This is a genomic window from Amycolatopsis sp. MtRt-6 (assembly GCF_017308975.1).
GTDB lineage: Bacteria > Actinomycetota > Actinomycetes > Mycobacteriales > Pseudonocardiaceae > Amycolatopsis.
The window spans coordinates 20,866-46,849 of record NZ_JADWPD010000010.1 but is presented as its reverse complement, the minus strand read 5'-3'; the positions used below and the strand labels follow the sequence as shown (position 1 = coordinate 46,849).

26 protein-coding genes are annotated in these 25,984 nt (G+C 70.5%); 18 read left to right on the top strand and 8 right to left on the bottom strand.

Going from position 1 to position 25,984, the window contains the following annotated elements; all coding sequences use genetic code 11:
* Positions 1–9: 9 nt before the first annotated feature.
* The 6 genes from I4Q55_RS18580 (at position 10) to phoU (ending at position 8,655) form a co-directional block, all read left to right on the top strand.
* The gene (locus tag I4Q55_RS18580) at positions 10–2,997 is read left to right on the top strand and encodes an NACHT domain-containing NTPase (protein WP_206789304.1); all 2,988 of its coding nucleotides are present in this window, start codon (positions 10–12) and stop codon (positions 2,995–2,997) included.
* On the top strand, positions 2,994–3,827 hold the full coding sequence (locus I4Q55_RS18575) for an alpha/beta fold hydrolase (RefSeq protein WP_206789302.1): 834 nt from the start codon (positions 2,994–2,996) through the stop codon (positions 3,825–3,827). The genes I4Q55_RS18580 and I4Q55_RS18575 overlap by 4 nt, the downstream gene beginning before the upstream one ends.
* Before the next feature lie 86 nt (positions 3,828–3,913).
* Complete coding sequence (gene idi / locus I4Q55_RS18570) at positions 3,914–4,477, top strand: isopentenyl-diphosphate Delta-isomerase (RefSeq protein ID WP_206789300.1); 564 nt, start codon at positions 3,914–3,916, stop codon at positions 4,475–4,477.
* A gap of 120 nt (positions 4,478–4,597) precedes the next feature.
* On the top strand, positions 4,598–5,281 hold the full coding sequence (locus I4Q55_RS18565) for a GGDEF domain-containing protein (protein WP_206789586.1): 684 nt from the start codon (positions 4,598–4,600) through the stop codon (positions 5,279–5,281).
* Positions 5,282–6,532: 1,251 nt separating this feature from the next.
* On the top strand, positions 6,533–7,906 hold the full coding sequence (locus tag I4Q55_RS18560) for an LCP family protein (RefSeq protein ID WP_242546264.1): 1,374 nt from the start codon (positions 6,533–6,535) through the stop codon (positions 7,904–7,906).
* Between the two features lie 83 nt (positions 7,907–7,989).
* A complete protein-coding gene (gene phoU, locus I4Q55_RS18555; RefSeq protein WP_206789298.1) occupies positions 7,990–8,655 on the top strand; it encodes a phosphate signaling complex protein PhoU in 666 nt (221 codons plus the stop codon).
* Positions 8,656–8,718: 63 nt separating this feature from the next.
* On the opposite strand, the gene pstB is transcribed toward phoU, so the two are convergent.
* The 6 genes from pstB to I4Q55_RS18525 form a co-directional block, all read right to left on the bottom strand.
* On the bottom strand, positions 8,719–9,495 hold the full coding sequence (gene pstB / locus I4Q55_RS18550) for a phosphate ABC transporter ATP-binding protein PstB (RefSeq protein ID WP_125308653.1): 777 nt from the start codon (positions 9,493–9,495) through the stop codon (positions 8,719–8,721).
* A gap of 10 nt (positions 9,496–9,505) precedes the next feature.
* Positions 9,506–10,426 carry a phosphate ABC transporter permease PstA gene (gene pstA, locus I4Q55_RS18545; RefSeq protein ID WP_206789296.1) on the bottom strand — a complete coding sequence of 307 codons (921 nt, stop codon included), beginning with the start codon at positions 10,424–10,426 and terminating at the stop codon, positions 9,506–9,508.
* A 2-nt stretch (positions 10,427–10,428) separates the two neighbouring features.
* Entirely contained in the window at positions 10,429–11,352 is a 924-nt protein-coding gene (pstC, locus tag I4Q55_RS18540; protein ID WP_206789584.1) for a phosphate ABC transporter permease subunit PstC, read from the bottom strand.
* A 198-nt stretch (positions 11,353–11,550) separates the two neighbouring features.
* The gene (gene pstS / locus I4Q55_RS18535; protein ID WP_206789294.1) at positions 11,551–12,681 is read right to left on the bottom strand and encodes a phosphate ABC transporter substrate-binding protein PstS; all 1,131 of its coding nucleotides are present in this window, start codon (positions 12,679–12,681) and stop codon (positions 11,551–11,553) included.
* 226 nt (positions 12,682–12,907) lie between these two features.
* On the bottom strand, positions 12,908–13,807 hold the full coding sequence (gene mshD / locus I4Q55_RS18530; protein ID WP_206789292.1) for a mycothiol synthase: 900 nt from the start codon (positions 13,805–13,807) through the stop codon (positions 12,908–12,910).
* A gap of 68 nt (positions 13,808–13,875) precedes the next feature.
* A complete protein-coding gene (locus I4Q55_RS18525; protein ID WP_206789290.1) occupies positions 13,876–14,631 on the bottom strand; it encodes a response regulator transcription factor in 756 nt (251 codons plus the stop codon).
* Between the two features lie 152 nt (positions 14,632–14,783).
* On the opposite strand from I4Q55_RS18525, the gene I4Q55_RS18520 reads away from it, so the two are divergent.
* The 9 genes from I4Q55_RS18520 to I4Q55_RS18480 all read left to right on the top strand — a co-directional run bounded on the left by I4Q55_RS18520 (position 14,784) and on the right by I4Q55_RS18480 (position 20,807).
* Entirely contained in the window at positions 14,784–15,683 is a 900-nt protein-coding gene (locus tag I4Q55_RS18520) for a DUF2993 domain-containing protein (protein ID WP_206789289.1), read from the top strand.
* Between the two features lie 10 nt (positions 15,684–15,693).
* On the top strand, positions 15,694–16,119 hold the full coding sequence (locus I4Q55_RS18515; protein ID WP_206789288.1) for a thioredoxin family protein: 426 nt from the start codon (positions 15,694–15,696) through the stop codon (positions 16,117–16,119).
* A gap of 262 nt (positions 16,120–16,381) precedes the next feature.
* Positions 16,382–16,813 carry a DUF4395 domain-containing protein gene (locus tag I4Q55_RS18510; protein WP_206789287.1) on the top strand — a complete coding sequence of 144 codons (432 nt, stop codon included), beginning with the start codon at positions 16,382–16,384 and terminating at the stop codon, positions 16,811–16,813.
* A gap of 32 nt (positions 16,814–16,845) precedes the next feature.
* Positions 16,846–17,682, top strand: a complete 837-nt coding sequence (locus tag I4Q55_RS18505) for a sulfurtransferase (RefSeq protein WP_206789286.1) — start codon at positions 16,846–16,848, stop codon at positions 17,680–17,682.
* A complete protein-coding gene (locus I4Q55_RS18500; RefSeq protein WP_206789285.1) occupies positions 17,682–17,993 on the top strand; it encodes a DUF1416 domain-containing protein in 312 nt (103 codons plus the stop codon). The genes I4Q55_RS18505 and I4Q55_RS18500 overlap by 1 nt, the downstream gene beginning before the upstream one ends.
* Before the next feature lie 232 nt (positions 17,994–18,225).
* Positions 18,226–18,840: an FABP family protein gene (locus I4Q55_RS18495; RefSeq protein WP_091319249.1), complete on the top strand. Its 615-nt coding sequence runs from the start codon at positions 18,226–18,228 to the stop codon at positions 18,838–18,840.
* A gap of 4 nt (positions 18,841–18,844) precedes the next feature.
* Complete coding sequence (locus I4Q55_RS18490; protein ID WP_206789284.1) at positions 18,845–19,441, top strand: allophanate hydrolase subunit 1; 597 nt, start codon at positions 18,845–18,847, stop codon at positions 19,439–19,441.
* Positions 19,438–20,283 (top strand): biotin-dependent carboxyltransferase family protein, encoded by an 846-nt coding sequence (locus I4Q55_RS18485; RefSeq protein ID WP_206789282.1) that lies wholly within the window; start codon positions 19,438–19,440, stop codon positions 20,281–20,283. The genes I4Q55_RS18490 and I4Q55_RS18485 overlap by 4 nt, the downstream gene beginning before the upstream one ends.
* Positions 20,284–20,381: 98 nt before the next feature.
* A complete protein-coding gene (locus I4Q55_RS18480; RefSeq protein ID WP_206789280.1) occupies positions 20,382–20,807 on the top strand; it encodes a hypothetical protein in 426 nt (141 codons plus the stop codon).
* On the opposite strand, the gene I4Q55_RS18475 is transcribed toward I4Q55_RS18480, so the two are convergent.
* Positions 20,786–21,634, bottom strand: a complete 849-nt coding sequence (locus I4Q55_RS18475; protein ID WP_206789278.1) for an aminodeoxychorismate lyase — start codon at positions 21,632–21,634, stop codon at positions 20,786–20,788. The genes I4Q55_RS18480 and I4Q55_RS18475 overlap by 22 nt on opposite strands.
* 31 nt (positions 21,635–21,665) lie before the next feature.
* Between I4Q55_RS18475 and I4Q55_RS18470 the strand changes: the two genes are divergently transcribed.
* Genes I4Q55_RS18470 through I4Q55_RS18460 form a run of 3 tightly spaced genes read left to right on the top strand, consistent with a single transcriptional unit; the run spans position 21,666 to position 24,338 of the window.
* On the top strand, positions 21,666–22,796 hold the full coding sequence (locus I4Q55_RS18470; protein ID WP_206789277.1) for a folate-binding protein YgfZ: 1,131 nt from the start codon (positions 21,666–21,668) through the stop codon (positions 22,794–22,796).
* Between the two features lie 49 nt (positions 22,797–22,845).
* A complete protein-coding gene (locus I4Q55_RS18465; protein WP_091319258.1) occupies positions 22,846–23,409 on the top strand; it encodes an aerial mycelium formation protein in 564 nt (187 codons plus the stop codon).
* Positions 23,406–24,338 (top strand): asparaginase, encoded by a 933-nt coding sequence (locus I4Q55_RS18460; protein WP_206789275.1) that lies wholly within the window; start codon positions 23,406–23,408, stop codon positions 24,336–24,338. Before I4Q55_RS18465 ends, I4Q55_RS18460 begins: the two co-directional genes overlap by 4 nt.
* A 587-nt stretch (positions 24,339–24,925) precedes the next feature.
* Here the strand turns inward: I4Q55_RS18460 and I4Q55_RS18455 are convergent.
* Positions 24,926–25,822 carry a hypothetical protein gene (locus I4Q55_RS18455; RefSeq protein WP_206789274.1) on the bottom strand — a complete coding sequence of 299 codons (897 nt, stop codon included), beginning with the start codon at positions 25,820–25,822 and terminating at the stop codon, positions 24,926–24,928.
* Between the last annotated feature and the right edge of the window lie 162 nt (positions 25,823–25,984).

Here is a 25,984-nt window from a genome sequence, read left to right as displayed (position 1 = left end):
CTTGGTTCGGTGAGTCTCGAAGCCTCGGCGATCGCGTTGACGACTGCGGTGGTGAAGGCTGCCGCAAAGATCTGGCTCGGCGACCGCCCGATCGCCGCCGACGCTTCGGCCAAGGCGATCGACCTGCTGGAGCAGCAGGTCACCGGGCTCAACGACCGCCGCAAGCTCCGGCTGCTGTTCACGAACCTGGAATCCCGGGTCGCCGACCGGCTGCTGCCCTTCCTCGATGTCGAGTTCCGTGCGTTGCCGGACAACGAGCGCGCGGCCGCGGTGGACGCGGTGCACGAGACGTTCGAGCGCGCCGCGTTGACCGACGACGACCTGTTCGACGCCGACCTCGACGCCACGTACCTCTACCGCTACCTGCTCCGCACCGTGCCCGGCGTCACCAGGCTCCTCTCGGCCGACGCGGCCGAGCTGTACCAGCGTGTGCTGCGGGAATGCTGCGCGTACCTGGTGCAGGTGACAACCACCCTGCCGCGCTTCCAGCCGGGTGCCCTCGTCGAAATCCTCCAGCGCGAGACGGAGATCCTCGAGACGGTCCGGAACGTGCTGGCAACGCTGCCCGAACGCCGTCACCCGGACGACTTCGCCGCGGACTTCCGGCGCCAGGTCGTCACGGCGCTCGACCGGATGGCGCTGTTCGGCGCGGGCCTGGCCGAGGCAACCCGGCTGTACCCGCTTTCTGTCGCCTACCTGAGCCTCAGCGTCACGTCCGAGGGGGAGGTTCCCGGCGACCGGATCGAGCACGTGCTGCCGCGGACGTCGAGAATCCTCCTGCGCGGGGAAGCCGGCTCAGGCAAGACGACGCTGCTGCAGTGGCTGGCCGTCCAGTGCGCGAGCCGGCAGCTGCAGAACGTCGACGGCTGGGACGACCTCGAGCCGTTCCTGGTGCGGCTGCGCCGGTTCAGCCATTCGCCGCTGCCGGCGCCGGAACGCTTCCTCGACGAGGTCGGCAGGCACATCGCGGACGAGATGCCGACCGGCTGGGTGCAGCGGCACCTGCGCCGAGGCCGGGCCGTCGTGCTCGTCGACGGCCTCGACGAGGTCCCGGACGAGCGCCGCCGCGAAGTGCGCGAGTGGCTGCGTCAACTTGTCGGCGCGTTCCCCCACGCCCGGTTCGTCCTCACCACACGCCCGGCCGCGGTGGCCGCCGGCTGGCTGCGCGACCAGGGGTTCACCGAAGTGCGGCTGCAGCCGATGACCCCGCGCGACGTCCGGACGTTGATCACGCGCTGGCACCAGGCCTTGCCGGGCGAGCCGCTCGACGGAGAACGTGACGCCCTGATCACGGCCATCGGCGCCCGCAGCGCGCTGCGACGGCTCGCCGAGAACCCGCTGCTGTGCGCGTTGCTCTGTGCGCTGCACCACCAGAGCAACGGCCAGCTTCCGAAGAACCGGATGGAGCTGTACGACGTCGCGTTGCGCATGCTGCTCGACAGCCGCGACATCGAGCGAGGGATCGAAGCTCCCGTCCGGCTTTCACTGACCGAGAAACTGGTGCTGCTGCGAAGCCTGGCGTACTGGCTGGTCCGCAACGGCCACACGGACGTCCCCGCCGCCGACGCCGAAGCCCGCATCACGGCGAAGCTGCGCTCGATGGGCCAGATCGACGTGACGCCGTGGACGGTGTTCCGCCACCTGCTGGATCGCGGGGGCGTGCTGCGCGAACCGGTCCCGGGCCGAATCGACTTCGTGCACCGGACGTTCCAGGAGTACCTGGCCGCCCAGGCGGCGGTCGAAGAGGACGACATCGGCATCCTGACCGCGAACGCCCACCGGGCCGATTGGCGCGAGGTGGTGGTCCTGGCAGCGGGCCACGCCCATCCCGCGCAGCGCGAGCGCCTGCTGGACGGGATCCTCCGGTGGGACACGGACGAGCAGGAGCGGCTGAAGCTCGACCTGGTGGCGCTGGCGTGCTTGGAGACGTCACCGGTGTTGAGCGAGCGGCTGCGAAACGAGATCGAGGACCGCGCCAGCACGTTGATCCCGCCGTCGAGCTTCGAGGAGGCGGAGGCGTTAGCAGCAGCGGGCGAGTTCGTCCTCGACCTCTTGGCCGACTGCGAACCCGCGGATTCCACGGCGACGGCGGCGACCGTCCACGCGATCGCGCTGATCGGCGGAACAGGGGCTCTCGAGCTCCTGACTCGCTACCGCGAGACTCAGGACCCGCCTGTGGTCAACGCGCTGGTCGAAGCCCGGCAGCGGTTCGATCCGGCCGAATTCGCCGAACGCGTGCTGGCCGATCTGCCGATCGAAAGCTTGTGCGTGGCAGACCCGTCAGACCTCGTCGGGCTGGGGCACCTGCGACACCTCAGGGCGCTCGAGTGCGAGGTCGACGACCTGGACGAGTTCGACCTCGCGCCGCTGGCGGACACATCGCTGGAAAGCATCCGCTTGATCGGCGACCCGAACTATGGAACGACCGACATTGGACCACTGGGCGCGATTCCCACTCTGCGCACCATCGACGCCGAAGTGCCTACGCACGGGTGGGTGCGGCTCGCCGAGCTGCAGAACCTGAAGCACCTCAGGCTGACCAACATCGAAGACCGCGACCAGCTCTCCGAGTTGACTCCCTTGCGCCACTTGCCCGCGTTGGAGCTGGACTGGGTTCCAGACCTCGAAGACTTGCAGGGTCTATCCTTTTTGGACCGGCCGAACGAGCTGCGCTTTCACCGCTGGTCCAGCCTCCGGGATGTGCACGTCCTCGTCCGTTGGGCCGATAGCTTGACCAAGCTCTGCTTCACCGAATGCCCCGAGGTGGACCTGAGCTTGCTCCCCGCACTGACCGGACTCCGGGTCTTGGAAGTTGCGCACACCCCCATCCCGGACCTTCGGCTCTTGTCCGGCCTCAGCGCGCTCCGGGAGCTGCACCTGCACGCTACCGACGACATTGATCTGAGCCCTCTCGCCGACCGGCCCGACCTCAAGGTGACCGTCGGCGCCAAGCTCTTCGACGGGCTCGGCGCAGCAAGGGATAAGTTCAGGATGTGATCGACCACATCAGCGTCCCCACCGAGGCCGGTTCCTTCGACGCCATCGCCGCCGGGCCCGAAGACGGGCGGCCCGTGCTGCTGCTGCACGGTTTCCCCGAAGCCGCGATCGAGTGGGAGCACCAGGTTGCCACCCTCGGGGTGCTCGGGTTCCGGGCCGTCGCGCCGGATCAGCGTGGCTACTCGCCGGGGGTGCGGCCGGAGCCCGCCGGTGACTACTCGATCGATCACCTCGTCGGGGACGTCGTCGCGATCACCGAAGCGCTGGGCTGGCCGGAGTTCGACCTCGTCGGGCACGACTGGGGTGGCGCCGTTGCCTGGTGGACCGCCGACGCGCACCCGGAACGGCTGCGTAGCCTCACCGTGGTCTCCACGCCGCACCCCGCCGCACTCGCCGACGCCATGAAGACCGACGAAGACCAGCACCTGCGCACGCGCTACATGACGGAGTGGCGGCAGACCCGCGTCACCGAACGGCGGATGCTGGAGGACGGCGCCCGCGCGCTGCGCGAGATGTTCGATCGGCGTGTGTCGCCGTCCAAGGTCGACGACTACGTGCAGCGGCTGTCCGAGCCGGGCGCGCTCACCGCCGCCCTCAACTGGTACCGGGCCGGGCGGCCGGGCGGGAAGATCGGCAAGATCGCCGTGCCGACCCTGTACATCTGGAGCACCGAAGACGTCTCGTTCGGCTCGACCGCCGCGCTCGACACCGCGAACTGGGTCACCGGGCCCTACCGCTTCGAAATGCTCGAAGACGTCTCGCACTGGGTACCTGAGGAGGCACCGGAAGCCGTCACCTCCCTGCTCGTGGAGCACCTCAACGCACGGTGACGACTCGTCACCGTGCCGGGCGGACCGCGGTAACCCACCCGCCTCGCGGTACGGCACGCGGGCGGCCGTCGTGTTCACTGGGGCGCGTGGATACCGCGACCGAACCCGAGACCGAGCAGGTCGTCTTCGTCACCGAGGACGGCGTGCCCACCGGCGAAACCGGCCCCAAGCTGGCCAGCCACCACGAACACACCCGGTTGCACCTGGCCTTCTCGTGCTACGTCCTGCGGCGCGGCGACAACGCCCTGCTGATCACCCAGCGCGCCGGCCACAAGAAGGTCTGGCCTGGGGTCTGGACCAACAGTGTCTGCGGCCACCCCGCGCCCGGCGAAGCGCTCGAGGACGCCGTCCGGCGCCGCGCCGCCTACGAGCTCGGGCTGCCGTCGCTGTCCGGGTTGCACTGCGTGCTGCCGAACTACCGCTACCGGACGCCGCCGTTCCAGGGGATCGTCGAGAACGAGTTCTGCCCGGTGTTCGCCGCGTGGGCCGACGCCGAGCCGGCACCGAACCCGGAGGAGGTCGGCGACTGGCGCTGGGTCGCCTGGACCGACTACACCACGTTACTGAACGACACGACGGCTAATGTGAGTTACTGGGCCAAGGACCAGTACTCACAGCTCAAGGGCATCGAACCGTTTGCCGGCCTCTGAGTCGGCTGCTGCACAGAGTCACCGTCGCAGTCCCGTTTGAGCGAAATTCACCTTCTTCCGGACCGGCACCTCAAGCGCGACCGCCCCCACGACGACAACCAAGGAGTGGTGGAGGTGGGGATGGTCGCCGAGGGCGAAGGCGCGCCGGGCCGGACAGCCAGCCCGCAGCCGCCGGACCTGCTCCGCCTCCACGAGGCCATCGCCGGCCTGTTCGCCACCCAGGGCGACTGGCAGCGCGCCTACCAGCACTTGCGCTCGGCGCTCGAAATCGCTCGCGACGGCAGCATTCGCGACGCGCTGACCTCGAGTTACAACCGCCGCTACCTCGATGAGCGCCTGTATGGACCGTTCACCGATCGCCCGCCCCTGGGGCTCGCGCTGATCGATCTCGACCGCTTCAAGAGCGTCAACGACACGTACGGTCACCTCGTCGGCGACCGCGTCCTGCGCCGGGTCGCCGACCTGCTCCAGGAAGACCTGCCGCCGGGCGGCTTCTGCGCCCGCTACGGCGGCGAGGAGTTCGTGCTGTGGCTGCCGGGGGTCGACCTCGGACGCGCCGTTCGCGTCGTCGACGACGCCCGGCTGCGCGTCGCCCGTCATCCCTGGTCAGAACTCCAGCCGGGGTTGCGCGTCACCATCAGCGCCGGCCTGGCGCACGAGACGCCGGAGTCCGGGACGCCGACGTCACCGGAGCGCCGGCTGCGTCGCGCGGACGCCCTGCTTTATGCGGCGAAACGCGCGGGCCGCAACAAAGTCGCCTATCAAGACGCGCAAACGACACAGTTAATATCCCACTCTGAGTAGCGCAAACACGGCATTACTCCGTCCGCCGACAAGGTGTATCACCCGTTTGTCGACGCTCACCGGCCGTTCGTCGACTCAAGGTGAAGAAAATTCCGGGAGGGTGTCGTCACGAACGGGGGGTATCCGTACGATAACGAAAACCGCCGGGGGAACGATCACCTCCTGCGGGGGAAGACGGCCAAATCGAAGCCACCCTTCGATCGCGCGAAAGGAGACCGAGTGCCGGACGAGCTCGACAGCCCGGGAACCGGTCACCGTCTCGACGGTCCCGCGCGGCCCCGGCCCGGACGGCGCCGGTCGATGGAGGACCAGGGCGGGATCAGCGTCTCCGACGTCGTCGCCAAGACCACCGGCGTTCGTCCCCTGCCTGCCCGCGAGGACCGTGCCGACCAGCCGGGACGCCGTGTCCGCGCGGCCGAGCCACCGGCCCCGCCGCGGTCGTCCCAGCCGCGCGCTCCGAGGCCGGCCCAGGGTCCTGCCGAAGACCCAGTACCCACGGACGCCACTCGTCAACCGCGGGCACCGCGCCCTCGCCAGCCCCGCCGCACAACAGCGGCGCCCCTGCCGGAGGCCCCCCTCCAGCGCCGCCCCCCGGTGGCCAACCCGGGGCCGCAGCAGACCTCGGCAGCCCCCCAGCCGCCGCGTCGCCCCCGCCGCCCGGTGACCGAAGCCACCCAGCCCGAAGGCGCCCCGCCCCGCCGAGCACCCCGCACGGAGCAGAGGCAAACCCCGGACAGCCCGGCCCCCCGCCGCGCGGCTGCCGCTCCGGAGGGCCCGGCGCCCCGCAGACCGGCGGCATCGGCCGAGGCGGCGGCACCGCGCCCCGCCCCAGACGGGCCCGCGCCCCGCCGAGCACCCGGCCCCGCACCGCAGCGCCCCGCCGGTGACGCTCCCGCAGCCCGCCGCCCCGCAGGTCCGGCCGAGGCAGACCCGCGTGCGGTCGATCGCCGCGCCGCGGAAAGCCCCGCGAGCCGTCGCCCGGCGGGTTCGACCGAGGCCGTGGCGCTTTCGCACGCCACCCCGGACAGCCCGGCACCCCGCCGCGCCGCCGGCCCCGACGGCATCGCGCCACAGCGCCCCGCCGGTGACGGTCCCGCAGCCCGCCGCCCCGCAGCTCCGGCCGAGGCAGCCGCGCTCCCGCGTTCCGTCGATGGCCGTGCCCCGGGCGCGTCCGCCGAGGCGGCGGTCGCCGCACGTGCTTCCGCTGATCCCGGTGCCGTGCCGCCGCGGGCTGCCCTTGATCCGCTCACCATGACCGACGAGATGGAAGCGATCGACGAGGCGACCCAGTACCGCCGCAAGATCGACCACACCCTCGCCCGCTTCTCCGCCGCGCACGACGAGATGGAAGCCGAAGAGGCCAAGCGGCGGGAACGCCGGGAACGGCTCTCGCCCGCCTCCCTCATCGAGAGCACCCGGACCGCGCTGCAACGCGTCGTCACCACCCCGCCGGCCGAAGAAGCCGAAGTGGCGCAACTACCCGAAAAGGCGCCGCGGAAGGGCGTGCGGTTCGGGCGGATCGCCGCCGCCGTCGTGGCCGCTCTCGTCTTCCTCGGCATCGGGGGCGCGTGGGGCGCCCAGACCTACTTCGACGCCAAGTTCACCCAGGTCTCCGCGCTCGACGAGAACTCCTCCGACATCCAGGACGCCGCGGCGCAGGCCAACGACGAAAACTTCCTGATGGTCGGCTCCGACACCCGCGACGGGGCGTCCGCCGAAGAAGGCGTCGGGACCGCCGACAGCACCCCCGGCGCCCGGAGCGACACCGTGATGGTGGCGCACATCCCCGCCGACCGGAAGCGCGTTGTCGTCACCTCCTTCCCGCGTGACCTCGAGATCAACCGGCCGGAGTGCCAGCGCTGGGACCCCGTGCAGAGCAAGAACACCGACGAAAAGGTGCCCGCGCAGAAGATCGCCAAGCTCAACACCGCGTACGCGGTCGGCGGGCCGGCGTGCGTCACCAAGGTCATCCAGCAGATCACCGGGCTGCGGATCAACCACTTCGTCGGCATCGACTTCAACGGCTTCAAGGCGATGGTCGACGCCGTGCACGGTGTCACCATCCACAACGAGATCCCGATCGACGACAGCATCCTCGGCAAGGTGCTGCTGCAGACCGGCGACGTCACGATCTCCGGTGACCAGGCGCTGAACTTCGTCCGGGCGCGGCACGTCAAGGGCGACCCGACGTCCGACTACGGCCGGATCAAGCGGCAGCAGGAGTTCATCGGCGCGCTGCTGAAGAAGGTCATGTCCTCGGACGTCGTGCTCGACCCCGGCAAGCTCAGCGACTTCATCACCGCCTTCGCGAAGGCCACCTTCGGCGACAACCTCGGCGTCAAGCAGATGATGACGCTGGCGCAGTCGATGAAGGGCCTCGACCCGTCGAAGATCACCTTCCTCACCGTCCCGACGGTCGGCACGGCCAACAGCCGCGGCAACGAGGTGCTCGTGCTCAGCAAGACGAAGGCCCTCTTCGACGCGCTGCGCAACAACACGCCGCTGCCCGACCCGAACGCGCCGGTCCCGGTGAGCGAACAAGCTCCCCCGACCAGCACGTCGAAGTCGAAGAGCAGCGGCAGCTCGAAGTCGACGACCACCCGGAAGACCACCAGCAACGGCTGAGCCGCGAGGATCGTTAGACCGGGTTCACGTGCGGTTCACCCGGCGATGCGGTATTTGGCCACGGTTGGCCGTAGGGTTGGGCCATGCGTGAGGCTTACCATGTCGAACTCGAACAGCTCGCCGACCACCTGGCCGCGATGTCGGTCCAGGTCGCCGACGCCATGGAGCGGGCCACCCGGGCACTGCTGGAGGTCGATCTCGGTCTCGCCGAGCAGGTGATCAGCGACGACGCCAAGGTCGACGACGCCCGCGCCCAGTGCGAGGAGCAGGCGTACGCCCTGCTGGCCCTGCAGGCGCCCGTGGCGACCGATCTGCGCACCGTCCTCGCGGCGATCCACGCCGCGGAAAGCCTGGAGCGGATGGGCGACCTGGCGCTGCACGTGGCGAAGGCCGCCCGGCGCCGTCACCCCGAGCCGGTGCTGCCCGAGGCGGTGCGGCCGTACTTCGCCGAGATGGGCGAGGTCGCGGTCAAGCTGGCCCGTCAGACCGAGCAGGTCATCAAGACGAAGGACGTCGAAGCGGCGAAGACGCTCGAGTCCGACGACGACCAGGTGGACGACATCCACCGCCACCTCTTCACCGTCATCATGGACCGCGAGTGGCCGCACGGCGTGGCCGCGGCGGTCGACGTGACGCTGCTGGGCCGCTTCTACGAGCGCTACGCCGACCACGCCGTCTCGGTCGCCAAGCGGATGATCTTCGTCGTCACCGGCAAGATGCCGGGCTACGGCTCCGACGACGACATCTGAGCCTTACCAACGGAAAAAGCCCCCGGCCGCGGCCGGGGGCTTTTTCATTACTCCATTGTGGACTCAGCCGAACCGGCCGGAGATGTAGTCCTCCGTGGCCTTTTCGTCCGGGTTGGAGAAGATCTTCTCCGTGTCGTTCAGCTCCACCAGCCGGCCCGGCTGACCGACGCCGGCGAGGTTGAAGAACGCCGTCTGGTCGGAAACCCGGGCCGCCTGCTGCATGTTGTGCGTGACGATGACGATCGTGTAGTCCTTCTTCAGCTCACCGATCAGGTCCTCGATCGCGAGCGTCGAAATCGGGTCCAGGGCCGAGCACGGCTCGTCCATCAGCAGCACGTCCGGCTGGACCGCGATCGCCCGGGCGATGCACAGCCGCTGCTGCTGACCGCCCGAAAGCCCGCCGCCCGGCTTGTTCAGGCGGTCCTTGACCTCGTTCCACAGGTTCGCGCCGCGCAGGGCGCGCTCGGCGATGTCGTCGAGGGTCTTCTTCCCCTTGGTGCCACCCAGCTTCAGGCCCGCGACGACGTTGTCCTTGATGGACATCGTCGGGAACGGGTTGGGGCGCTGGAACACCATGCCGATCGTGCGGCGCACCTGGACCGGGTCGACGGACGACGCGTAGATGTCCTCGCCGTCGAGCAGCACCTGGCCGTCCACGCGCGCGCCGGGGATCACTTCGTGCATGCGGTTGAGCGTGCGCAGCACCGTCGACTTGCCACAGCCCGACGGGCCGATGAACGCGGTGACGTTGCGCGGCGGCACCGACAGGGTGACGCCGTCCACGGCGTGGAACTTGCCGTAGTAGATGTCCACGTCCTTGACGTCGATTCGCTTGGCCATCAGGAACAGCTCACTTCTTCTTCGGGGCGACGAGGCGCGCGAACACGGTGGCGAGGAGGTTGATCAGCGCGATGATGAGCACCAGGGTCAGCGCGGCACCCCAGATGCGGTCGAAGCCGACCGAGCCGGGTTCCATCGGGTTGCTGACGCGCTCGTTGTTCATCAGCAGCGGCAGCGCGGCCTGCTCGCCGCTGAAGATGTCCCAGTTCGTGTAGGCCGAGTAGCCGACCAGGACCAGCAGCGGCGCCGTCTCGCCCATGACGCGGGCCAGGGCCATCATGATGCCGCCGATGATGCCGGACAACGCCGTCGGCAGCACGATCTTCATGATCGTCTTCCACTTCGGCACGCCCAGCGCGTACGACGCCTCGCGCAGGTCGTCCGGGACGATCCGCAGCATCTCCTCCGACGACCGGACGACGACCGGGATCATCAGCAGCACCAGGGCCAGCGAGACGGCGAAGCCGCTGCGCGGCAGGCCGAGCGTGGTGATCCACAGCGCGTAGATGAACAGCGCGGCCACAATGGACGGAACACCGGAGAGGATGTCCACCATGAACGTGGTGGCCTTGGCGAGCTTGCCGCCCCGGCCGTACTCGACGAGGTAGATCGCGACCAGCATGCCGATCGGCACCGCGATGAGCGCGCAGACCAGGCCCTGCAGCAGCGTGCCGACGATGGCGTGCAGCACGCCGCCGCCGACCTCGTCGGACAGCACGTCACCGAAGTCTTCGGTCCACCAGTTGCTGTAGGGGATGCGCGTGATGCCGTCGACGATGACCGTGTAGAGCACCCACACCAGCGGGATGACGGCGATCAGGAACGACAGCCAGACCAGCACGGTCGCGACGCCGTTCTTGATCTTGCGGCCCAGGCTGACCTGCTGGAACGCCGGGGTCGTCGCGGGTGCTTCGAGCGTTGAGGTGGACATGCTCAGTCCCCCTTCTTGTCGCCGATGATGGACCGCGCGGCGAAGTTCACGACGAAGGTGAGCACGAACAGCACCAGGCCGGCCGCGATGTACGCCCCGGCCGAAACCTCGTTGTTGAACTCGCTGTAGTTGGCCGCGATCTTCGAGGCGAAGGTGGCACCGCCGTCGAAGAGGCTCCAGTCGAAGTTCTTGCCCTGCGGGATGAGCAGGATGACGGCCAGCGCGATCGTCTCGCCCAGCGCGCGGCCGAGGCCGAGCATGGACGCGCCGACGTAGCCGGCCTTGCCGAACGGCAGCACCGTGGTGCGGATGACTTCCCAGCGGGTGGCGCCGAGCGCCAGCGCGCCTTCGATGTGCGGGGTCGGCGTCCGCTCGAACACCTCACGCGAGAGCGAGGTGATGATCGGCAGGATCATCACGGCCAGCACGATGCCGGCGGTGAAGATCGTGCCGCGCACGCTGGGCGCGACGTTGCCCGGCGCGAGGATCGGGAACCACGAGAACGTCTCGTTGATCCAGTGCGCGAACGGCTCGATCGCCGGCGCGAACACCAGGATGCCCCAGAGGCCGAAGATGATCGACGGCACCGCGGCGAGCAGGTCGATGATGTACGCGAACGGCCGGGCGAGCCGGGGCGGCGCGTACTGCGTCAGGAACAGCGCGATGCCCAGCGAGACCGGCATCGCGATGATCAGCGCCACGACCGACGTCGCCACCGTGACCTGGAGCAGGTCGAGGATGCCGAACGACATGTTCGCGGGGTCGCTGGTCGACCAGCCGTGGTTCGTCAGGAAGTTGCCCTTGTTGGCCCGCAGCGCCGGGATCGCCTGGATGAGCAGGAAGAGCCCGATCAGGCCGATCAGGGCGACGACGAAGATCCCGGCCCCGGTGGTCAGGTTCTGGAAGATGCGGTCACCGGGCCGCACCTTCTTCGGTTTCTCGGCCGCGGGCGGTTGCTTCTCCGCCGGCGGGGCTGCTTGCTCCGAAATCGGGACCTCCGGGGGCGTCGTGACGGACGACGAACGCCCACCGGGGTCGCCGGTGGGCGTTCGCGTCGAGGATGACTCGCTCATCAGCTACTTCTGACCAGCCTCTATCACTCTGATGTCAGTCGCAACGCCGGTTCAGGAGATCGCCTTGACGGCGGCCAGGACCTTGGTCTGCAGCGACTGCGGGATCGGCACGTAGCCCTTCGACGACAGCGGCGCCTGACCGTCGGTGGCCGCCACCGTCAGGAACGCCTTGACGGCCTTCGCGACGTTCGGGTCCGCGTACTTCGAGCAGACGATCTCGTAGGTCGTCAGCAGCAGCGGGTAGGCACCCGGGGTGTTGCTGGCGTAGATGCCGTTGAGGTCGAGCGCGAGGTCGTTCGAGCCCTCGTTGAGGAACTTCGCCGCGTCGAGGGACTTGGCCACGTTCGCCGCGGTGAGCTCGACGCCGCCGGAGCCGCTGTCGATCAGGGCCGGGGTCAGGCCGTCCTTGGCGAACGCGCCTTCGACGTAGGTGATGCCGCCGTCGGAGGCCTTCACCGCGGTCGCGACGCCGTTGGAGCCCTGCGCACCGTTGCCGACGCCGCCGTTGAACTTCTTGCCGGCGCCCTTGGTCCAGTCGGCCTTCGCGGCCGCGCCCAGGTACTTCTGGAAGTTGTCGGTGGTGCCCGACTCGTCGGCGCGGGAGACGACCTGGATGGCCTTGTCCGGCAGGTTCAGGCTCTCGTTGCCCTTGACAGCCTTGATGGCCGGGTCGTTCCACTTGGTGATGGCACCGCTGAAGATCTTGGCGGTCACCGACGGGGTCAGCACCAGCTTGTCCACACCGGACAGCTTGTAGGCGACCGCGATCGGGCCGACGACCAGCGGGATGTTCCAGGCGTCGCTGGCGCAGCGCTTCTTGGCCGCCTCGGCGTCGGCGTCCTTGATCGGCGAGTCGGAGCCGCCGAAGTCGATCTGGTTGGCGTTGAACTGCTTGACGCCCGCGCCCGAACCGCTCGGGTTGTAGTTGACCTGCTGGCCCGAGCACTTCTTGCCGTACTGCTGCGTGAAGATGTCGATCGCGTTCTTCTGGGCCGACGAACCTTCGGCGGAGAGCGGGCTCTTGCCACCGCACTCCACCTCGGCGGTGCCGGTCGCGGCGGGCGCCGAAGCCGAGTTCGAGCCGCTGCTGTTGGTCGCCGCGGGGTCAGTGCCACAGGCGGCGAGCACGAGAGCGGCGCTCGCGACGATGCCCACCGCGCTCAGGGGCCGCATGATCTTCACTGCTGTTTCCTCCATCAGGAGCTTGACCGGGTCGTCGCGGCTGTGCAGCCGCGCCGGATCCGGACATTAGGCAGCGCTGATGGACGGTCGGCCGTGAACAAATGAACGCAAAGTGAACAGACCACCGGATGTGAGCAGGGCTACTAGCCCGAGGGGCCGCCGTGTCCGGGCCGTGACCTGCGCGTTTGCCGTCAGTGACGACGTGCTCGCGCGGCGTCGACCGTGGTCACCGACCGTACTGGACGTCGGTTTCGTGACGCGCGAACCCGAGCTTGGTGTAGACCGCCAGCGCCGGTGCGTTGTCACCCTCGACGTACAGGATGATCTGCCGCAGGCCCTGGCTCGCGAGATACCGCAGCCCGGCGAGCGTGAGCGCCCGGCCGAGCCCGCCGCCCTGCGCCGCCGGGTCGACGCCGACGACGTACACCTCACCGACGCGCTCGCCACCGAACCGCCCCGGCGTCGGCTCGTGCACCTTCGTCCAGTGGAACCCGATGACCTCGCCCTTTTCGACCGCGAGGAAGAACCCGTCGGCGTCGAACCAGGGCCGGGCTTCATCCGCGCGGACGTCGTCGGCGGTCAGGGCGCCCTGCTCGGGGTGCCAGTCGAAGGCCCGCGCGTTGACCCGGACCACGGCGTCCTCGTCCTGGCCCGGCACGAACGTCCGCAGCGTGACGCCCTCGCGCAGCACCGGCTCCGGCCAGACCGCGCTGTCGACGTCGACGTGCAGGATCAGCAGTTCGCGTTTGCGCTCCAGGCCGGTCTTCACCGCCAGCTTCTGGGCCGCCGGGTGGTCACCGTGCGCCCAGACGCGGAAGCCGACCGCGGCCCGTTCGTCGAGCGCCTGAAGCAGCTTCGCGCCGTAGCCGCGGTCGCGGTGGGCGGGGTGCACGAACAGCTCGGCGACCTGGTGCCCGAAGGAGTCGCCCGTGGTGTCGAGGTGCGCGTAGCCGACGACTTCGCCCTCGACGCAGGCGACGAGGTGCTCACCGCCGTCGAACTCGCCGGGCAGCGGGCCCGCGGGCTCGACCTCGGGCCGCCCGTCCGCCTCGCGCACGGCCAGCAGCAGCCCGCGCACGTCCTCGAGCTGCTTCTCGTCCAGTTCCTGCCGCCACTCACCCGTCACCCCTGCGACCGTACCCGCGGGAGAGGCAACGCGACGGTTGTCACCGCGTCCAGGTGAAGGTGGGGACGTCAGTGGGTCAGTTCGGGCGCGTCGGCCGGGGTCTCGGCAGTCGCCTGCGCGGGCACGCCCGGACGCGGCGCGCCGCTCTTGGCCGGCCGCTCGAACTTGTAGCCGACGTTGCGGACGGTGCCGATCATCTGCTCGTGCTCGGGGCCGAGCTTGGCGCGCAGCCGCCGGACGTGCACGTCGACCGTGCGGGTGCCGCCGAAGAAGTCGTAGCCCCAGACCTCCTGCAGCAGCTGGGCGCGGGTGAACACCCGGCCCGCGTGCTGCGCGAGGTACTTGAGCAGCTCGAACTCCTTGTAGGTGAGCTCGAGGGTGCGCTTGCGCAGGCGAGCGGTGTAGGTCGCCTCGTCGATCACCAGCTCACCGACCCGCAGCTCGGCGTCGACCTGCGCGGAACCGCCGTCGCGAGTTGTCACCAGCCGCAGCCGGGCGTCCACCTCGGCCGGGCCGGCGGTGGGGAGCAGGATGTCGTCGGTGCGCCACTCGGCGCTCACCGCGACGAGCCCGCCTTCGCCGACGACGGCGATGATCGGGGTCGCGGCCTCGTCCTCGCCGGTGCCCTTGAGCAGGCGGCAGAGGCTCTTCGCCGAGGCCAGGTCGCTGCGGGCGTCGAGGAGGATCACGTCGCGGTGACCCGCGTCGAGCAGGGCCGTCACCTCGGGAGCGCGGACGCGTACGGTGTGCGGCAGCAGGTCCAGTGCGGGAAGCACCGAGGTGGCGTCGGCCTCCGCAGTCAGTACCAGAAGGTCCAGGCTCATCAGCCGCACCGCCTTCTCGAGTCGTCGCCGCACAGCGGCGTTGGTCGGTGCTAAGTGAGAATAGCGGCTGAACGGCCGGGCACCTAACCCTTGCTGGATCGATCACACCTGGAGGAATCCTGGTGTCCCCGACGAACAGGAGTACGGAAGCGATGGTGAGCAGGCCCGTGACCCGGGACGACCGACCCGGACCGACGCCCGACGCCCGGCGCCGCGGCCGCCGGGCCCGCCGCTGGGTGATCGCGCTGATCGTCCTGGTCTTGCTGCTGGTGGGTGCCGATTTCGGAGCCGCCGCGTACGCCGAGCACATGATCTCGCAGAAGGCGCGCACGCAGCTGCAGCTGAGCGATGACCCGTCGGTGACCATCCACGGCTTCCCGTTCCTCACGCAGGCGCTGGGCGGTGACTACAGTCACATCAGCGTGTCCGCCGCGGGCGTCCCGGTCGCGGGCAAGCTCCAAGATGTCGCCGTCAACGCGGAGCTGGAGAACGTCACGGCGCCGCTGTCGGACATCACCTCGGGCAACACGAAGGCGATCACCATCGGCGAGCTGACCGGCTCGGTCACCATCAAGGCCGCCGACCTGTCCCGCCTCGCGCCGCTGGACAAGATCAAGGACCTGCGGATCGAGCCGTCGACCACCGAGTACGTCGAGAACGGCGACGCCGGGCAGAGCGAGCCCACGCCGACCACGACGAAGACCACCGAGGGCCAGCCCGACCAGGACGAGTCGAGCACCGGTGTCCGCATTTCGGGACACCTTCAGTTCGCCGGCAAGGATCTGGAAATCTTCTGTTTCGCGATGATCGAGGCCGACGCCGCCAAGGGGACGATCAACTTCATCCCCAAGCGGCTGCAGTTCGGGAACAACCAGGAGACCACCGTGGTCCCCGCGGCGGTGCAGAAGGCGCTGATGCCGAACTTCAACGCGTCGATCAACACGAAGGACCTGCCGCTGTCGGTCACCCCGACCGGCGTGCGGGTGCAGAGCGGATCGGTGACGATCAAGGGCAAGGCGACGAACGTGTCCTTCGCGGACCTCAGCAAGTAGGAGTGGTGCGGTGACGGGGGTGTGGGTGCTCGTGGCGACGCTGGTGGCCGCCGGGGCCGTCGGCGTCCTGCTGCGCGCGCGCAACGGCCGGGTCCGGGACGCCAAGCCGGCCCGTGACCTGCCCGCCCCCGTCACCGACGTGCTCGACCCGGCGTCCGCGGTGACGCTGGTCCAGATCTCCACCACCTTCTGCGCGCCCTGCCGGCACGCGAAGGCCGTGCTCGCGCCGCTGGCGGAGCGGACCGACGGGCTGCACCACGTCGAACTCGACGTCACGAACCAGCCGGAGGTCGCGCAGTCGCTGTCCGTGCTGCGGACGCCGACCACGATCGCGCTGACCCCGGACGGCCGGGAGCTCCTGCGCGTCGGCGGCGTCCCCAAGGGCCCCGAACTGCTGGCCGCCCTGCGGCCGCATCTCACGACGCGGACGTCCTGACCAGCGATCGTCCCGGATTACGGGAACCGTCCCAAGGTATGAACGTGGTTCCCACCCTCAGAGAGCTCTGGGTACCCTCGCACCCGTGACCGGGCTGACCACCTTCCTGACGCAGCGGCGCGCAGTCGACCTCTGCCGCGTCCGCAGCAGCCTGTGTCGCGTTCAGTCCGACCGGCACTGAACTCCCGATCCGGTCCCCGCCAGCCCTGTTGCCGCTGACGCGTGCCGTTCGCACGCACCCCTTGCTCCAGCTGGAGGCACCATGTCCGCCGGACCGGCCGTCGACCCGCGAGGCCCGCGGTTCGCCGCCATCCTGACCACGATCGTGCTCGCGGTCGTTCTGGTCACCCAGTGGTGGCCGCTGCTGGCGGTCCAGACCGTCGTGTTCGCGATCGGCGCGTTCATCGGGCTCAAACCGGCGCCCTACTCGATCGTCTACCGCGCGCTGGTGGCTCCCCGCCTCGGCCCGACCGACGAGCGGGAGGACGCGGCACCGCTGCGGTTCGCCCAGGCCGTCGGGTTCGTGTTCGCGCTGGCCGGCACGATCGGCTTCGCCGCCGGCATCACCCCGCTCGGCATCGTCGCGACGGCGTTCGCGCTGTTCGCGGCCTTCCTCAACGCGGCCTTCAACTTCTGTCTCGGCTGCGAAATGTACTTGCTCATCAAACGCTTCACCCCCGCCCGCGCGTCCTGAAAGTTCAACCCCAGAAAGTGAGTTCTGTTCACATGAGCCGTGAAGACGTCCTGGTCACCACCCAGTGGGCCGAGGAGAACCTGGACACCCCCGGCGTCGTGTTCGCCGAGGTCGACGAGGACACCACCGCCTACGACGCCGGCCACATCCGGGGCGCGGTGAAGTTCGACTGGCGGAACGACCTGCAGGACGGGGTGCGCCGCGACTTCGTCTCCAAGGAGGGCTTCGAGAAGCTCCTCTCGGAGAAGGGCATCTCCAACGACGACCTCGTGATCCTCTACGGCGGCAACAACAACTGGTTCGCCGCGTACGCGTACTGGTACTTCAAGCTGTACGGCCACGAGAAGGTCAAGCTGCTCGACGGCGGCCGCAAGAAGTGGGAGCTCGACGGCCGCGAGCTGAACTCCGACGAGGTCAAGCGCGCCGCCACCGACTACAAGGCCCAGGACCAGGACCTGTCGCTGCGCGCGTTCCGCGACGAGGTCGTCCAGTCGATCGGCTCGAAGAACTTCGTCGACGTGCGTTCGCCCGACGAGTTCTCCGGCAAGCTGCTCGCCCCGGCGCACCTGCCGCAGGAGCAGTCCCAGGTTCCCGGGCACATCCCCGGCGCGCTGAACGTGCCGTGGGCGAAGGTCGCCAACGAGGACGGCACCTTCAAGACCGAGGAAGAGATCAAGGAGCTGTACAAGGAGGAGGGCATCGACGAGGGCAAGGGCACCATCGCCTACTGCCGCATCGGCGAGCGCTCCTCGATCGCGTGGTTCGCGCTCCACGAGCTGCTGGGCTACGAGGACGTGAAGAACTACGACGGTTCATGGACGGAATACGGCTCGCTCGTCGGCGTGCCGGTCGAGTTGGGAGCCAAGTGATGGCGGTTGACGACAGCTGCGGCGCACCGGTCCAGGAGGCCACGCCGGCGGACTTCGACACGCGCGGGCAGGTCGTGCTCGCCGGCAAGGTGACGGGCGCGAACGGGCCGGTCGGCGGCGCGTTCGTCCGGTTGCTGGACGGCGGCGGCGACTTCACCGGCGAGGTCGTCTCGTCGGCGGAGGGCGACTTCCGCTTCTACGCGGCGCCGGGCGAGTGGACGGTGCGCGCGCTGCACCGCACCGGCAACGGCGAAGCCTCGGTCACCGCCGAGGGCCCCGGCCTGCACCAGCTGGCCATCTCGGTCGCCTGAGTCCTGCTTCACCGCGAAGGCCTTCCTACTCCGGTAGGGAGGCCTTCGCGGCGTTCAGGCCGGGTGACCGTCCTCACCGCGGTGACCCTGCGCAGGGCCGATTGAGCCGGGGCGGACTATTCTGCGGGGCGTGGAAGCCATCTTTACGACTCTGCTGGTCCTCGCCGGCATCGCGATCACCTGGTTCGCCGTGTACGTCGTCTACCGGCTGTACGCGGACCAGCGCTGACCCATGACCGCCAGCGGCGACGAAGCCATCGCGGCAGCGGAGAGGCGCGCGGAGAGCACCCGCTCGCGCAACCTCCCGCTGTGGGACGACCTGCCCATCCCCAACGACACCGCCAACCTGCGCGAGGGGCCGAACCTCAACGACGCCTGCCTCGCGCTGCTGCCGCTCGTCGGCGTGTGGCGCGGTGAGGGCGAGGTCGACTACCCGACCATCGACGGCCCGCGCAAGTTCGCGCAGCAGCTGACGATCTCGCACGACGGCCGCCCGTTCCTGATCCACGAGTCCCGCGCGTGGCTGCTGGACGACGACGGCAACGTCATCCGCCCCGCCGCCCGCGAGTCCGGGTTCTGGCGGCCGCAGGCGGACGACACGATCGAGCTGCTGCTCACCCACAACACCGGCATCGTCGAGCTGTACTACGGCAAGCCGCGCAACCAGACGTCCTGGGAGCTCGGCACCGACGCGGTGATCCGCACGGCCACGGCCAAGGACGTCACCGCGGCCCAGCGCCTGTACGGCCTGATCGAGGGCTCCCTCGGCTACGTCGAGGAACGCGCGATGGTGGGCCAGGAGATGCAGCCGCACACCTCGGCCCTGCTGCACCGCGTCGTCGGCTGACGTCGTGCGCTGGCGGCGGTGCGGCGAGGACGCCGCCCTGCTCGACTGCGACTCGCTCGACCAGATGCGGGCCGCCCACGCGACCGTGCTCGCCGCCCGGCCGACCGGCGTCGTCGACCTCGTGCCGGGCGCGCGCAGCCTGCTCGTCGTCGGCGGGGTCGCGGCCGTGCGCGCCCTGCTCGAAGCCGCCGACCTCACGCACCCGCCCGCGGACCAGCCCCGCGAAGTGACCCTCGACGTCCGCTACGACGGCGAAGACCTGGCCCTGATCGCCGCCGACGCGGGTGTCTCGCCGGACGCCGTCGTCTCGATGCACACCGAAGCCGTCTACACGGTCGCGTTCACCGGCTTCGCGCCCGGCTTCGGCTACCTGACCGGGCTTCCCCCGCGGCTTCAGCAGCCTCGCCTGGAGTCGCCGCGGACCCGCGTCCCGGCCGGGTCGGTCGGGCTCGCCGGCGAGTTCACCGGCGTCTACCCGCGCGAGTCACCGGGTGGCTGGCGGCTGCTCGGGCACACGTCGGCGACGCTGTTCGACCCCCACGCGGACCCGCCCGCGTTGTTCGCGCCGGGTGACCGCGTCCGCTTCCGGAGCGTCCGATGAGGAGCCTGGAGGTGCTCGACCCCGGGCGGTACGCGCTGGTGGAGGACCTGGGCCGGCCCGGGTACGCCCACCTGGGCGTCGCGCCTTCGGGCGCCCTCGACACGGCGTCGCTGCGGCTGGCGAACCGCCTGGTGGGCAACGCCGAGGCCGCCGCCGGGATCGAGGCCCTGCTCGGCGGTCTGTCCGTGCGGTTCACCGCCGCGGCGACGGCGGCGGTCACCGGCCCGGCGGTCGACGTCCGGGTCGACGGCCGGCCCGCCGGCTCCCACGCGCCGCTGGCGGTGCGCGCCGGCCAGACGTTGTCGGTGGGCACACCGCCGGCGGGCCTGCGCTGCTACCTGGCGGTGTCCGGGGGCATTGCCGTGGCACCGGTGCTGGGCAGCCGGTCCCGGGACGTCCTGTCCGGCATCGGCCCACCGCCGTTGACCGCCGGGGACGTGCTTCCCCTCGGCGACCCCGGGATCCCCACGGGCGCGGACGTCGTCGTGCCCGTGGCCACGCCGGGGGAACTCGTGGTGCCCGTGACGCTCGGGCCCCGCGACGACTGGTTCGACGACCCGGCGGGCGGGCTGGCGGCGGGGTGGACGGTCACGGCCGAGTCCAACCGCGTCGGCCTGCGCCTCGACGGGACACCGTTGCGCCGGGCCGTCGAGGGTGAGCTGCCCAGCGAAGGCGTCGTCACCGGGGCGATCCAGGTGCCGCCGAGCGGGCTGCCGGTGGTTTTTCTCGCCGACCACCCGACGACCGGGGGCTATCCCGTCGCCGCCGTCGTGAAAACGGCCGCGTTGAGCGCCCTCGCGCAGGCTCGGCCGGGTACCCGAATGCGGTTCAGGCCTTCCTGAGCAAGGCGTACCGCCACGCGGGTGAGACCCACCTCACGTGGTGCACCCGTCCGGGTAGGGGCTGGAACCATGTCGCGCCGTCACCCGTCCTCATAAGCGTGGAACAGGTGACTATCAGCGGTGGCACGGGTTTCCTCGACGTGAACACGCGGGAGCGGGCGGAGCTGCCGCAGTCGCTGCGGATCGCGCTGGCCACGGGGCAGCTGCGCCGTCCGCTGGCCACCACGCTCGGGCCGGTCCTCGACCTGCTCGTCGACGGCGACTACCGCGTCAGCGGCCCGGAGCGGCTGCCCGCCGACCAGGAGCTGACGCCGACCGACGCCTGGCCGCCGTCGGACGAGGCCCGCGTCGGCTACTACCGCACGGCCATCCGCAGCGGGCACCGGCCGGTCGCGGTGGTGCTGGCCGACGGCGAACGCGAGCTGATCATCGACGGCCACCACAAGATCGCCGCCTACCGCGCCGAAGAGGTCGCCCCCGCCGTCGTCCGGATCAGCCAGGGTCAGGCGTATTCGGCCTCGTAGGCCGCGACCAGCTCGGCGTACACCTTCTCGGAATCGGGCAGCCGCTCGCCGTCCAGCGTGTGCACGCGGGTCAGCTTGCGGACGCTGGACGCCATGAACACGCCGTCACCCTCGACGAGGTCACGGACCGTGAGCGGCTCCACCTTGACCGCCCAGCCCGCCTTCTCGGCGCCGCGGAACAGCGCGGCCTGGGTGGTGCCCGGCAGGATGCCGATGCTCGGCGGCGGCGTGTAGAGCGTCCGGCCCTTCGCGAGCACGACGGTCGACGTCGGGCCTTCGAAGACCGAACCGTCGGCCGCGGTGAAAATCACATCTTCGGCGCCACGGCGGCCCGCCTCCCGCACCGCGGCCATGTTCATCGCGTACGACAACGGCTTGGCGCCGAGCAGCAGCCACGGCGCGCGCTCGGCGAGGTCCGGCGGGAAACCGCGTTCGAGGGTGATCGCGGCGACGCCCTCGGCGCGGGCCTTGAGGATCGACGGCGGGACCTCCGAACCCAGCGCGAAGCCGGTCGGCATCGCCGCCGGATCGCCGTCGGATCCCCGCGTGTACACCAGTTTCAGCACCATTTCCGGCCCGCCGGCCCACCTTTCGAGCACCAGCGAAACGACCCGCTCCCAGGCCGCCAGGTCGGGCTCGGGCAGGTCGAGCATGGCCGCCGAGCGGGCCAGCCGCTCGAGGTGCGGGCGAAGCTCCCGGGGCTCGCCGCCGTCGACGAGGACGGTCTCGAAGACGCCGTCGCCGCGCATGAGCCCGAGGTCGTCGACCTTGATCTGGGCCACGTCGGGGTCGGCCGGGGTTCCGTCGAGGAAGACGAGCACGCGCATGCACACAAGGTACTCACCTAGGCTGGGCGGTATGCCGTACCGCTCGCCGCTGCTGGACGTGCCCGGATCGATCCCCTCACCCGACGACCACCCCGAAGCCGGCGTCCCCTGGCACTGGGGAGACCCCTTCGCGGAGCAGCGCACGGCCTCGCGCAGCGTGGTCGTGATCGACCGGTCACATCGCGAGTTCCTCGCGGTGACCGGCGAAGAACGGCTGTCCTGGCTGCACCTGGTGATCTCGCAGCACGTGACCGGGCTGGCCGAGGGCTCCGGCACCGAGGCGCTGGTCCTCGACAGCCAGGGCCGCGTCGAGACGCACATGGTGCTGGCACACCTCGACGGGACGGTCTACCTCGACACCGACGCCGGCTCCCACGTGACGAGCGCGCTGCCCAAGGGCGGCCCGCAGACGCTGCGCGAGTACCTCGAGGCGATGAAGTTCTGGTCCAAGGTGGACATCCGGGACGCAACGGGCGAACTGGCGCTGCTCACCGTGCTCGGCCCGGACGCCGAGCGCGTGCTGAGCGCGGTCGGCGCCGAGGTCGGCCCGGAGCCGTACGCCGTGGCGGCGCTGCCGAGCGGCGGCTTCGCACGGCGGATGCCGTGGCCGGGCCGGTGGAGCGTCGACCTGGCGGTGCCGCGCGCCGCGCTGGCGGACTGGTGGAAGAAGCTCACGGACGCGGGCGCGCGGGCGGCGGGCAGCTGGGTGTTCGACGCGTTGCGCGTCGAGTCGGTGCGGCCCCGGCTGGGCGTCGACACCGACGACCGCACGATTCCGCACGAGGTGGGCTGGGTCGGCTCGGCCGCGCACGTCGCGAAGGGCTGCTACCGCGGCCAGGAGACGGTGTCGAAGGTCCACAACGTGGGACGTCCACCGCGGAACCTGTTGTTGTTGCACCTCGACGGCTCACCCGAGGTCACCCCGGAGACCGGCGACCCGGTGCTGCTGGACGGCCGGACGGTCGGCCGGATCGGCACGGTGATCCAGCACCACGAGCTCGGTCCGATCGCGTTGGCGCTGGTCAAGCGCTCGACGCCGGTGGGCGCGGAGCTGCTGGCGGGCTCGGCGGACAACCTCGTCCAGGCGGCGATCGACCCCGACTCGGTGCCCGCTGAACAGCCCGCGCCGGGGCGTGCGGCAGCGGCGCAACTCCGTGGCTGATCGAAAGCCCCTGACAGCGAGATCACGCTCAACCGGGATAAACTGCGCTGTGATCGAAGTGCGGCCCGGCGGCAGGCGGCGGATCGACCGCGTGCTCGGCCCGGGGTACCTCAGCGGCCTGGGTGAACTGCCGCTGAAGGTGCTGCGCGAGCGGCGCGACGAAGCCGCGCAGGAAGAGACTGATCTGTCCTACCTGCGCCGTCTCCTGCACGCCCGGATCGACATCGTGCGCGCGGAGCAGGCCAGGCGCAGCTCGGGGGGCGAAGCGAGCATCGTCGACCAGCTGGCGACGATCCTGGCGGACAACGCACTGGGCCCGGCGGCGGGTTCCGGCCGTCACCAGCAGCTGGAGCCATCCCGCGCCGGCGAGCACCGCAGGCACGCGGAGGCCCTGATCGGCGACACGGACCTGACCGACGTCGGGTCCCTCTCGGATGAGAAGCTCGCCTCCGCTTTGGACACGTACGCGCGTGAAGAGCTGTCGGTGTCCTCGTTCCGCCGCGAGGTCCAGGGTGTGATGGACACGTTGAACGCGGAAATCGCGAAGCGCTACCAGCAGGGATCGGCCACAGTGGACGAGCTGCTGGAGAACGAAGGCGGCCGCGGCGAGTGACCAACCCGGTGCTCGCGGAAGTGGTCCGGTCCGGTTTCGTCGAAAGCGTCCACAGAGGCGCGCTGGTGATCACGGGCCCGGAAGGCGCCGTTCGGTTCGCTTTGGGAGACGTGGTCTCGCCGGTGTATCCCCGATCGTCGAACAAGCCGCTGCAGGCGGTGGGCATGCTCCGCGCCGGTTTGGACTTCACGGGCGAGGACCTGGCCCTGGCGTGCGCGTCCCATTCGGGTGAGCCCGGGCACGTGAAGCGGGTGCTGGAGCTGCTTTCGGCGGCCGGCCTGCGCGAAGAGGATTTGGCGTGCCCACCGGACTTCCCCCTGCACGTGCCGAGCATGCGCGACGCGGCCGAGCCGCGCCGCGTGATGATGAACTGCTCGGGCAAGCACACGGCGATGCTGACAACGTGCGTCCGAGCCGGCTGGCCGGTGCCGGGGTACGCGGCGCCCGACCACCCGCTGCAGCAGTCTCTCGCGCACACCGTGGCATCCCTGACCGACGAGCCCATCGCCCACACGGGGGTGGACGGCTGCGGGGCACCACTGTTCGCGTTTTCCCTGACGGGTTTGGCGCGCGCGTTCGGCCGGATCGCGGCCGCTTCGGACGGTCCGTTGGCAGAGGTGGCATCGGCAATGCGGGCGCACCCATGGCTGGTGGCGGGAACGGGCCGCGAGGACACGGCGCTGATGTCCGCAGTGGAGGGTCTGGTCGCCAAGGCAGGCGCGGAGGGAGTCCAGGCGTTCGCGCTGCCGGACGGATTCGCGGTGGCGATGAAGCTGGACGACGGCGCGAAGCGGGCCTGCGCGCCACTGGCGGTTTCGACCCTGCGGTACCTCGGCGTGGACGTGTCGGGGCTCGATGAGCTGGCGCACCCGGAAGTGCTCGGCGGCGGACGGCCGGTGGGAGAGGTTCGGGTGCCGCAGTTGCGGTGACGGACGCGGGGCGGTTCGGCCCTCGTGCGGCGGGCTTGCGTGCGCGTTGAAGCCACGACTCGGCTCACCGCGGAGGCTGACAACTCGCCGCCCCGCTGGAGCGCGGCTCACCGCGCGGTCGCCCGCCAATGCCCCGGCCCCGCCGGAGCCCGGCTTCATCGCGCGGCCGCCATCGCCCAGGCCCGTCGGAGCCCGGCTCAACGCGCGGCCGCCGCCGGCGCCCCCGCCCCAGCGGAGCGCAGCTCATCGCGCGACCGCCCACCAGCGCCCCGCCCCGCCGGAGCTACGGCAGCCCACCGCGTGGACCAGCCGCTGGTCCCGAACCCGCCGCAGCGCGGCTGGTCGTCAGCGAACTCCACGCACCCGCAGTGCGGCTCACCGGCCCCGCCGGGCAGCACAGAAGATCGCGCGTCGACCGCCTATCCGCACCGACCCGCCGGCCGCGATGGGCCCACCGCGTCGGCATTTTCGCAGGTCAGCGAGCCGTAAGCGTCGCCGTCGCGTGGCTGAGCAGCCCCCGTTTTCCACGCTACCGGGAGGCACCGACGGTTTTGGGCCGGAAAGCCGCCGGGCCGTGCGGTTGTCCACTAGTTGGCGCGCTCGCGGGCGGCTACGTCGCCCCAGAACTCGCGGAGGTCCGAGAACAGCTCGGCCAGCTCCTCGACGTTGCCCGAACGCAGGGCGTCCAGGATGTCGTGGACCTCGTCGGCCGTGTTGTCGGCCTCCAGGACCGGGTCCGTGAACAGCTGGACGAGGCCTCCGTAGTCGAGTTCGATCACCGAGTCCGCGTGGAAGTTGTCCAGCCAGCGGCGCGTCTCGAACAGCACTCGGCCGGGTCCGGAGTCGCCGAATGTCTGTTCCAGCAGCTCTCCCGCCTCGCGGGCGCGGTGCTGCGCGTCCGCCAGGGTGGCTCGCCAGGACAGCTCGCGCTGCGGGTCCGCGCGGCCGTTGCCGAGCACCAGGCGCCGCTCCTCCGGCTCGATCAGCACGAACCACGGCAGCGGGACCGTCCAGGTCGTCGACAGCGTGTGCGCCGCCGACGTGCTCAGGTCCGCCATCGCCGACTTCGTCCGGGCGCGGATCGTCTCCTGGGTGAAGCCGCCTTCGTCGAGGACGACGTTCTTCAGCGCCGGGTGCGCGTCGCCGAGGAACGTGACCAGCGCGGCTGCCGAGCGGGCCCGCAGCTCCAGCGGGCAGACAAGGGGGCCGTGCTCGGCCTTGCCACCCGGCACCTCCGCGGGGTCGAGCACCAGGACGTCGGTCAGCAGGCTCGGCGCCGGACGGCCGTCGGCGAGCTCGGCGGGCAGCAGCCGCCGCGGTGCCGCCACCTGTGACTTGAGCCACATGGCCTGCTCGCGCGCCCCCGCGTCCGTCCGCCGCAGCTTGGCCGCCGCGACGGCCGCGCGCAGGCGCTCGTCCGGCGGATCGCCCAGGGCGAGCAGGGGTTCGTACACCCGCAGGTAAGCCACGAAGGGACGGAGCACGGGTAGATCGTGGCACGTCTACCTGCACCGATCGCCACCGACCGGCCGGTAACCGGTGTCCGGCCGACACTGTCACCACCGGCACACCGTGCCACGTCGCATCGAACCCCCCGGACACGGTACGGTGTGAGCAGGAAAGAATTGTCGAGACGATGCGGGGCC

Bases quoted from the DNA above. Each gene is read 5' to 3' on its own strand.
- I4Q55_RS18565 (WP_206789586.1), top strand. From the start codon at position 4,598: ATGGTCGCCGAGGGCGAAGGCGCGCCGGGCCGGACAGCCAGCCCGCAG.
- I4Q55_RS18560 (WP_242546264.1), top strand. From the start codon at position 6,533: ATGACCGACGAGATGGAAGCGATCGACGAGGCGACCCAGTACCGCCGC.
- phoU (WP_206789298.1), top strand. From the start codon at position 7,990: ATGCGTGAGGCTTACCATGTCGAACTCGAACAGCTCGCCGACCACCTG.
- pstB (WP_125308653.1), bottom strand. From the start codon at position 9,495: ATGGCCAAGCGAATCGACGTCAAGGACGTGGACATCTACTACGGCAAG.
- pstA (WP_206789296.1), bottom strand. From the start codon at position 10,426: ATGTCCACCTCAACGCTCGAAGCACCCGCGACGACCCCGGCGTTCCAG.
- I4Q55_RS18525 (WP_206789290.1), bottom strand. From the start codon at position 14,631: ATGAGCCTGGACCTTCTGGTACTGACTGCGGAGGCCGACGCCACCTCG.
- I4Q55_RS18520 (WP_206789289.1), top strand. From the start codon at position 14,784: ATGGTGAGCAGGCCCGTGACCCGGGACGACCGACCCGGACCGACGCCC.
- I4Q55_RS18510 (WP_206789287.1), top strand. From the start codon at position 16,382: ATGTCCGCCGGACCGGCCGTCGACCCGCGAGGCCCGCGGTTCGCCGCC.
- I4Q55_RS18505 (WP_206789286.1), top strand. From the start codon at position 16,846: ATGAGCCGTGAAGACGTCCTGGTCACCACCCAGTGGGCCGAGGAGAAC.
- I4Q55_RS18500 (WP_206789285.1), top strand. From the start codon at position 17,682: ATGGCGGTTGACGACAGCTGCGGCGCACCGGTCCAGGAGGCCACGCCG.
- I4Q55_RS18495 (WP_091319249.1), top strand. From the start codon at position 18,226: ATGACCGCCAGCGGCGACGAAGCCATCGCGGCAGCGGAGAGGCGCGCG.
- I4Q55_RS18485 (WP_206789282.1), top strand. From the start codon at position 19,438: ATGAGGAGCCTGGAGGTGCTCGACCCCGGGCGGTACGCGCTGGTGGAG.
- I4Q55_RS18475 (WP_206789278.1), bottom strand. From the start codon at position 21,634: ATGCGCGTGCTCGTCTTCCTCGACGGAACCCCGGCCGACCCCGACGTG.
- I4Q55_RS18470 (WP_206789277.1), top strand. From the start codon at position 21,666: ATGCCGTACCGCTCGCCGCTGCTGGACGTGCCCGGATCGATCCCCTCA.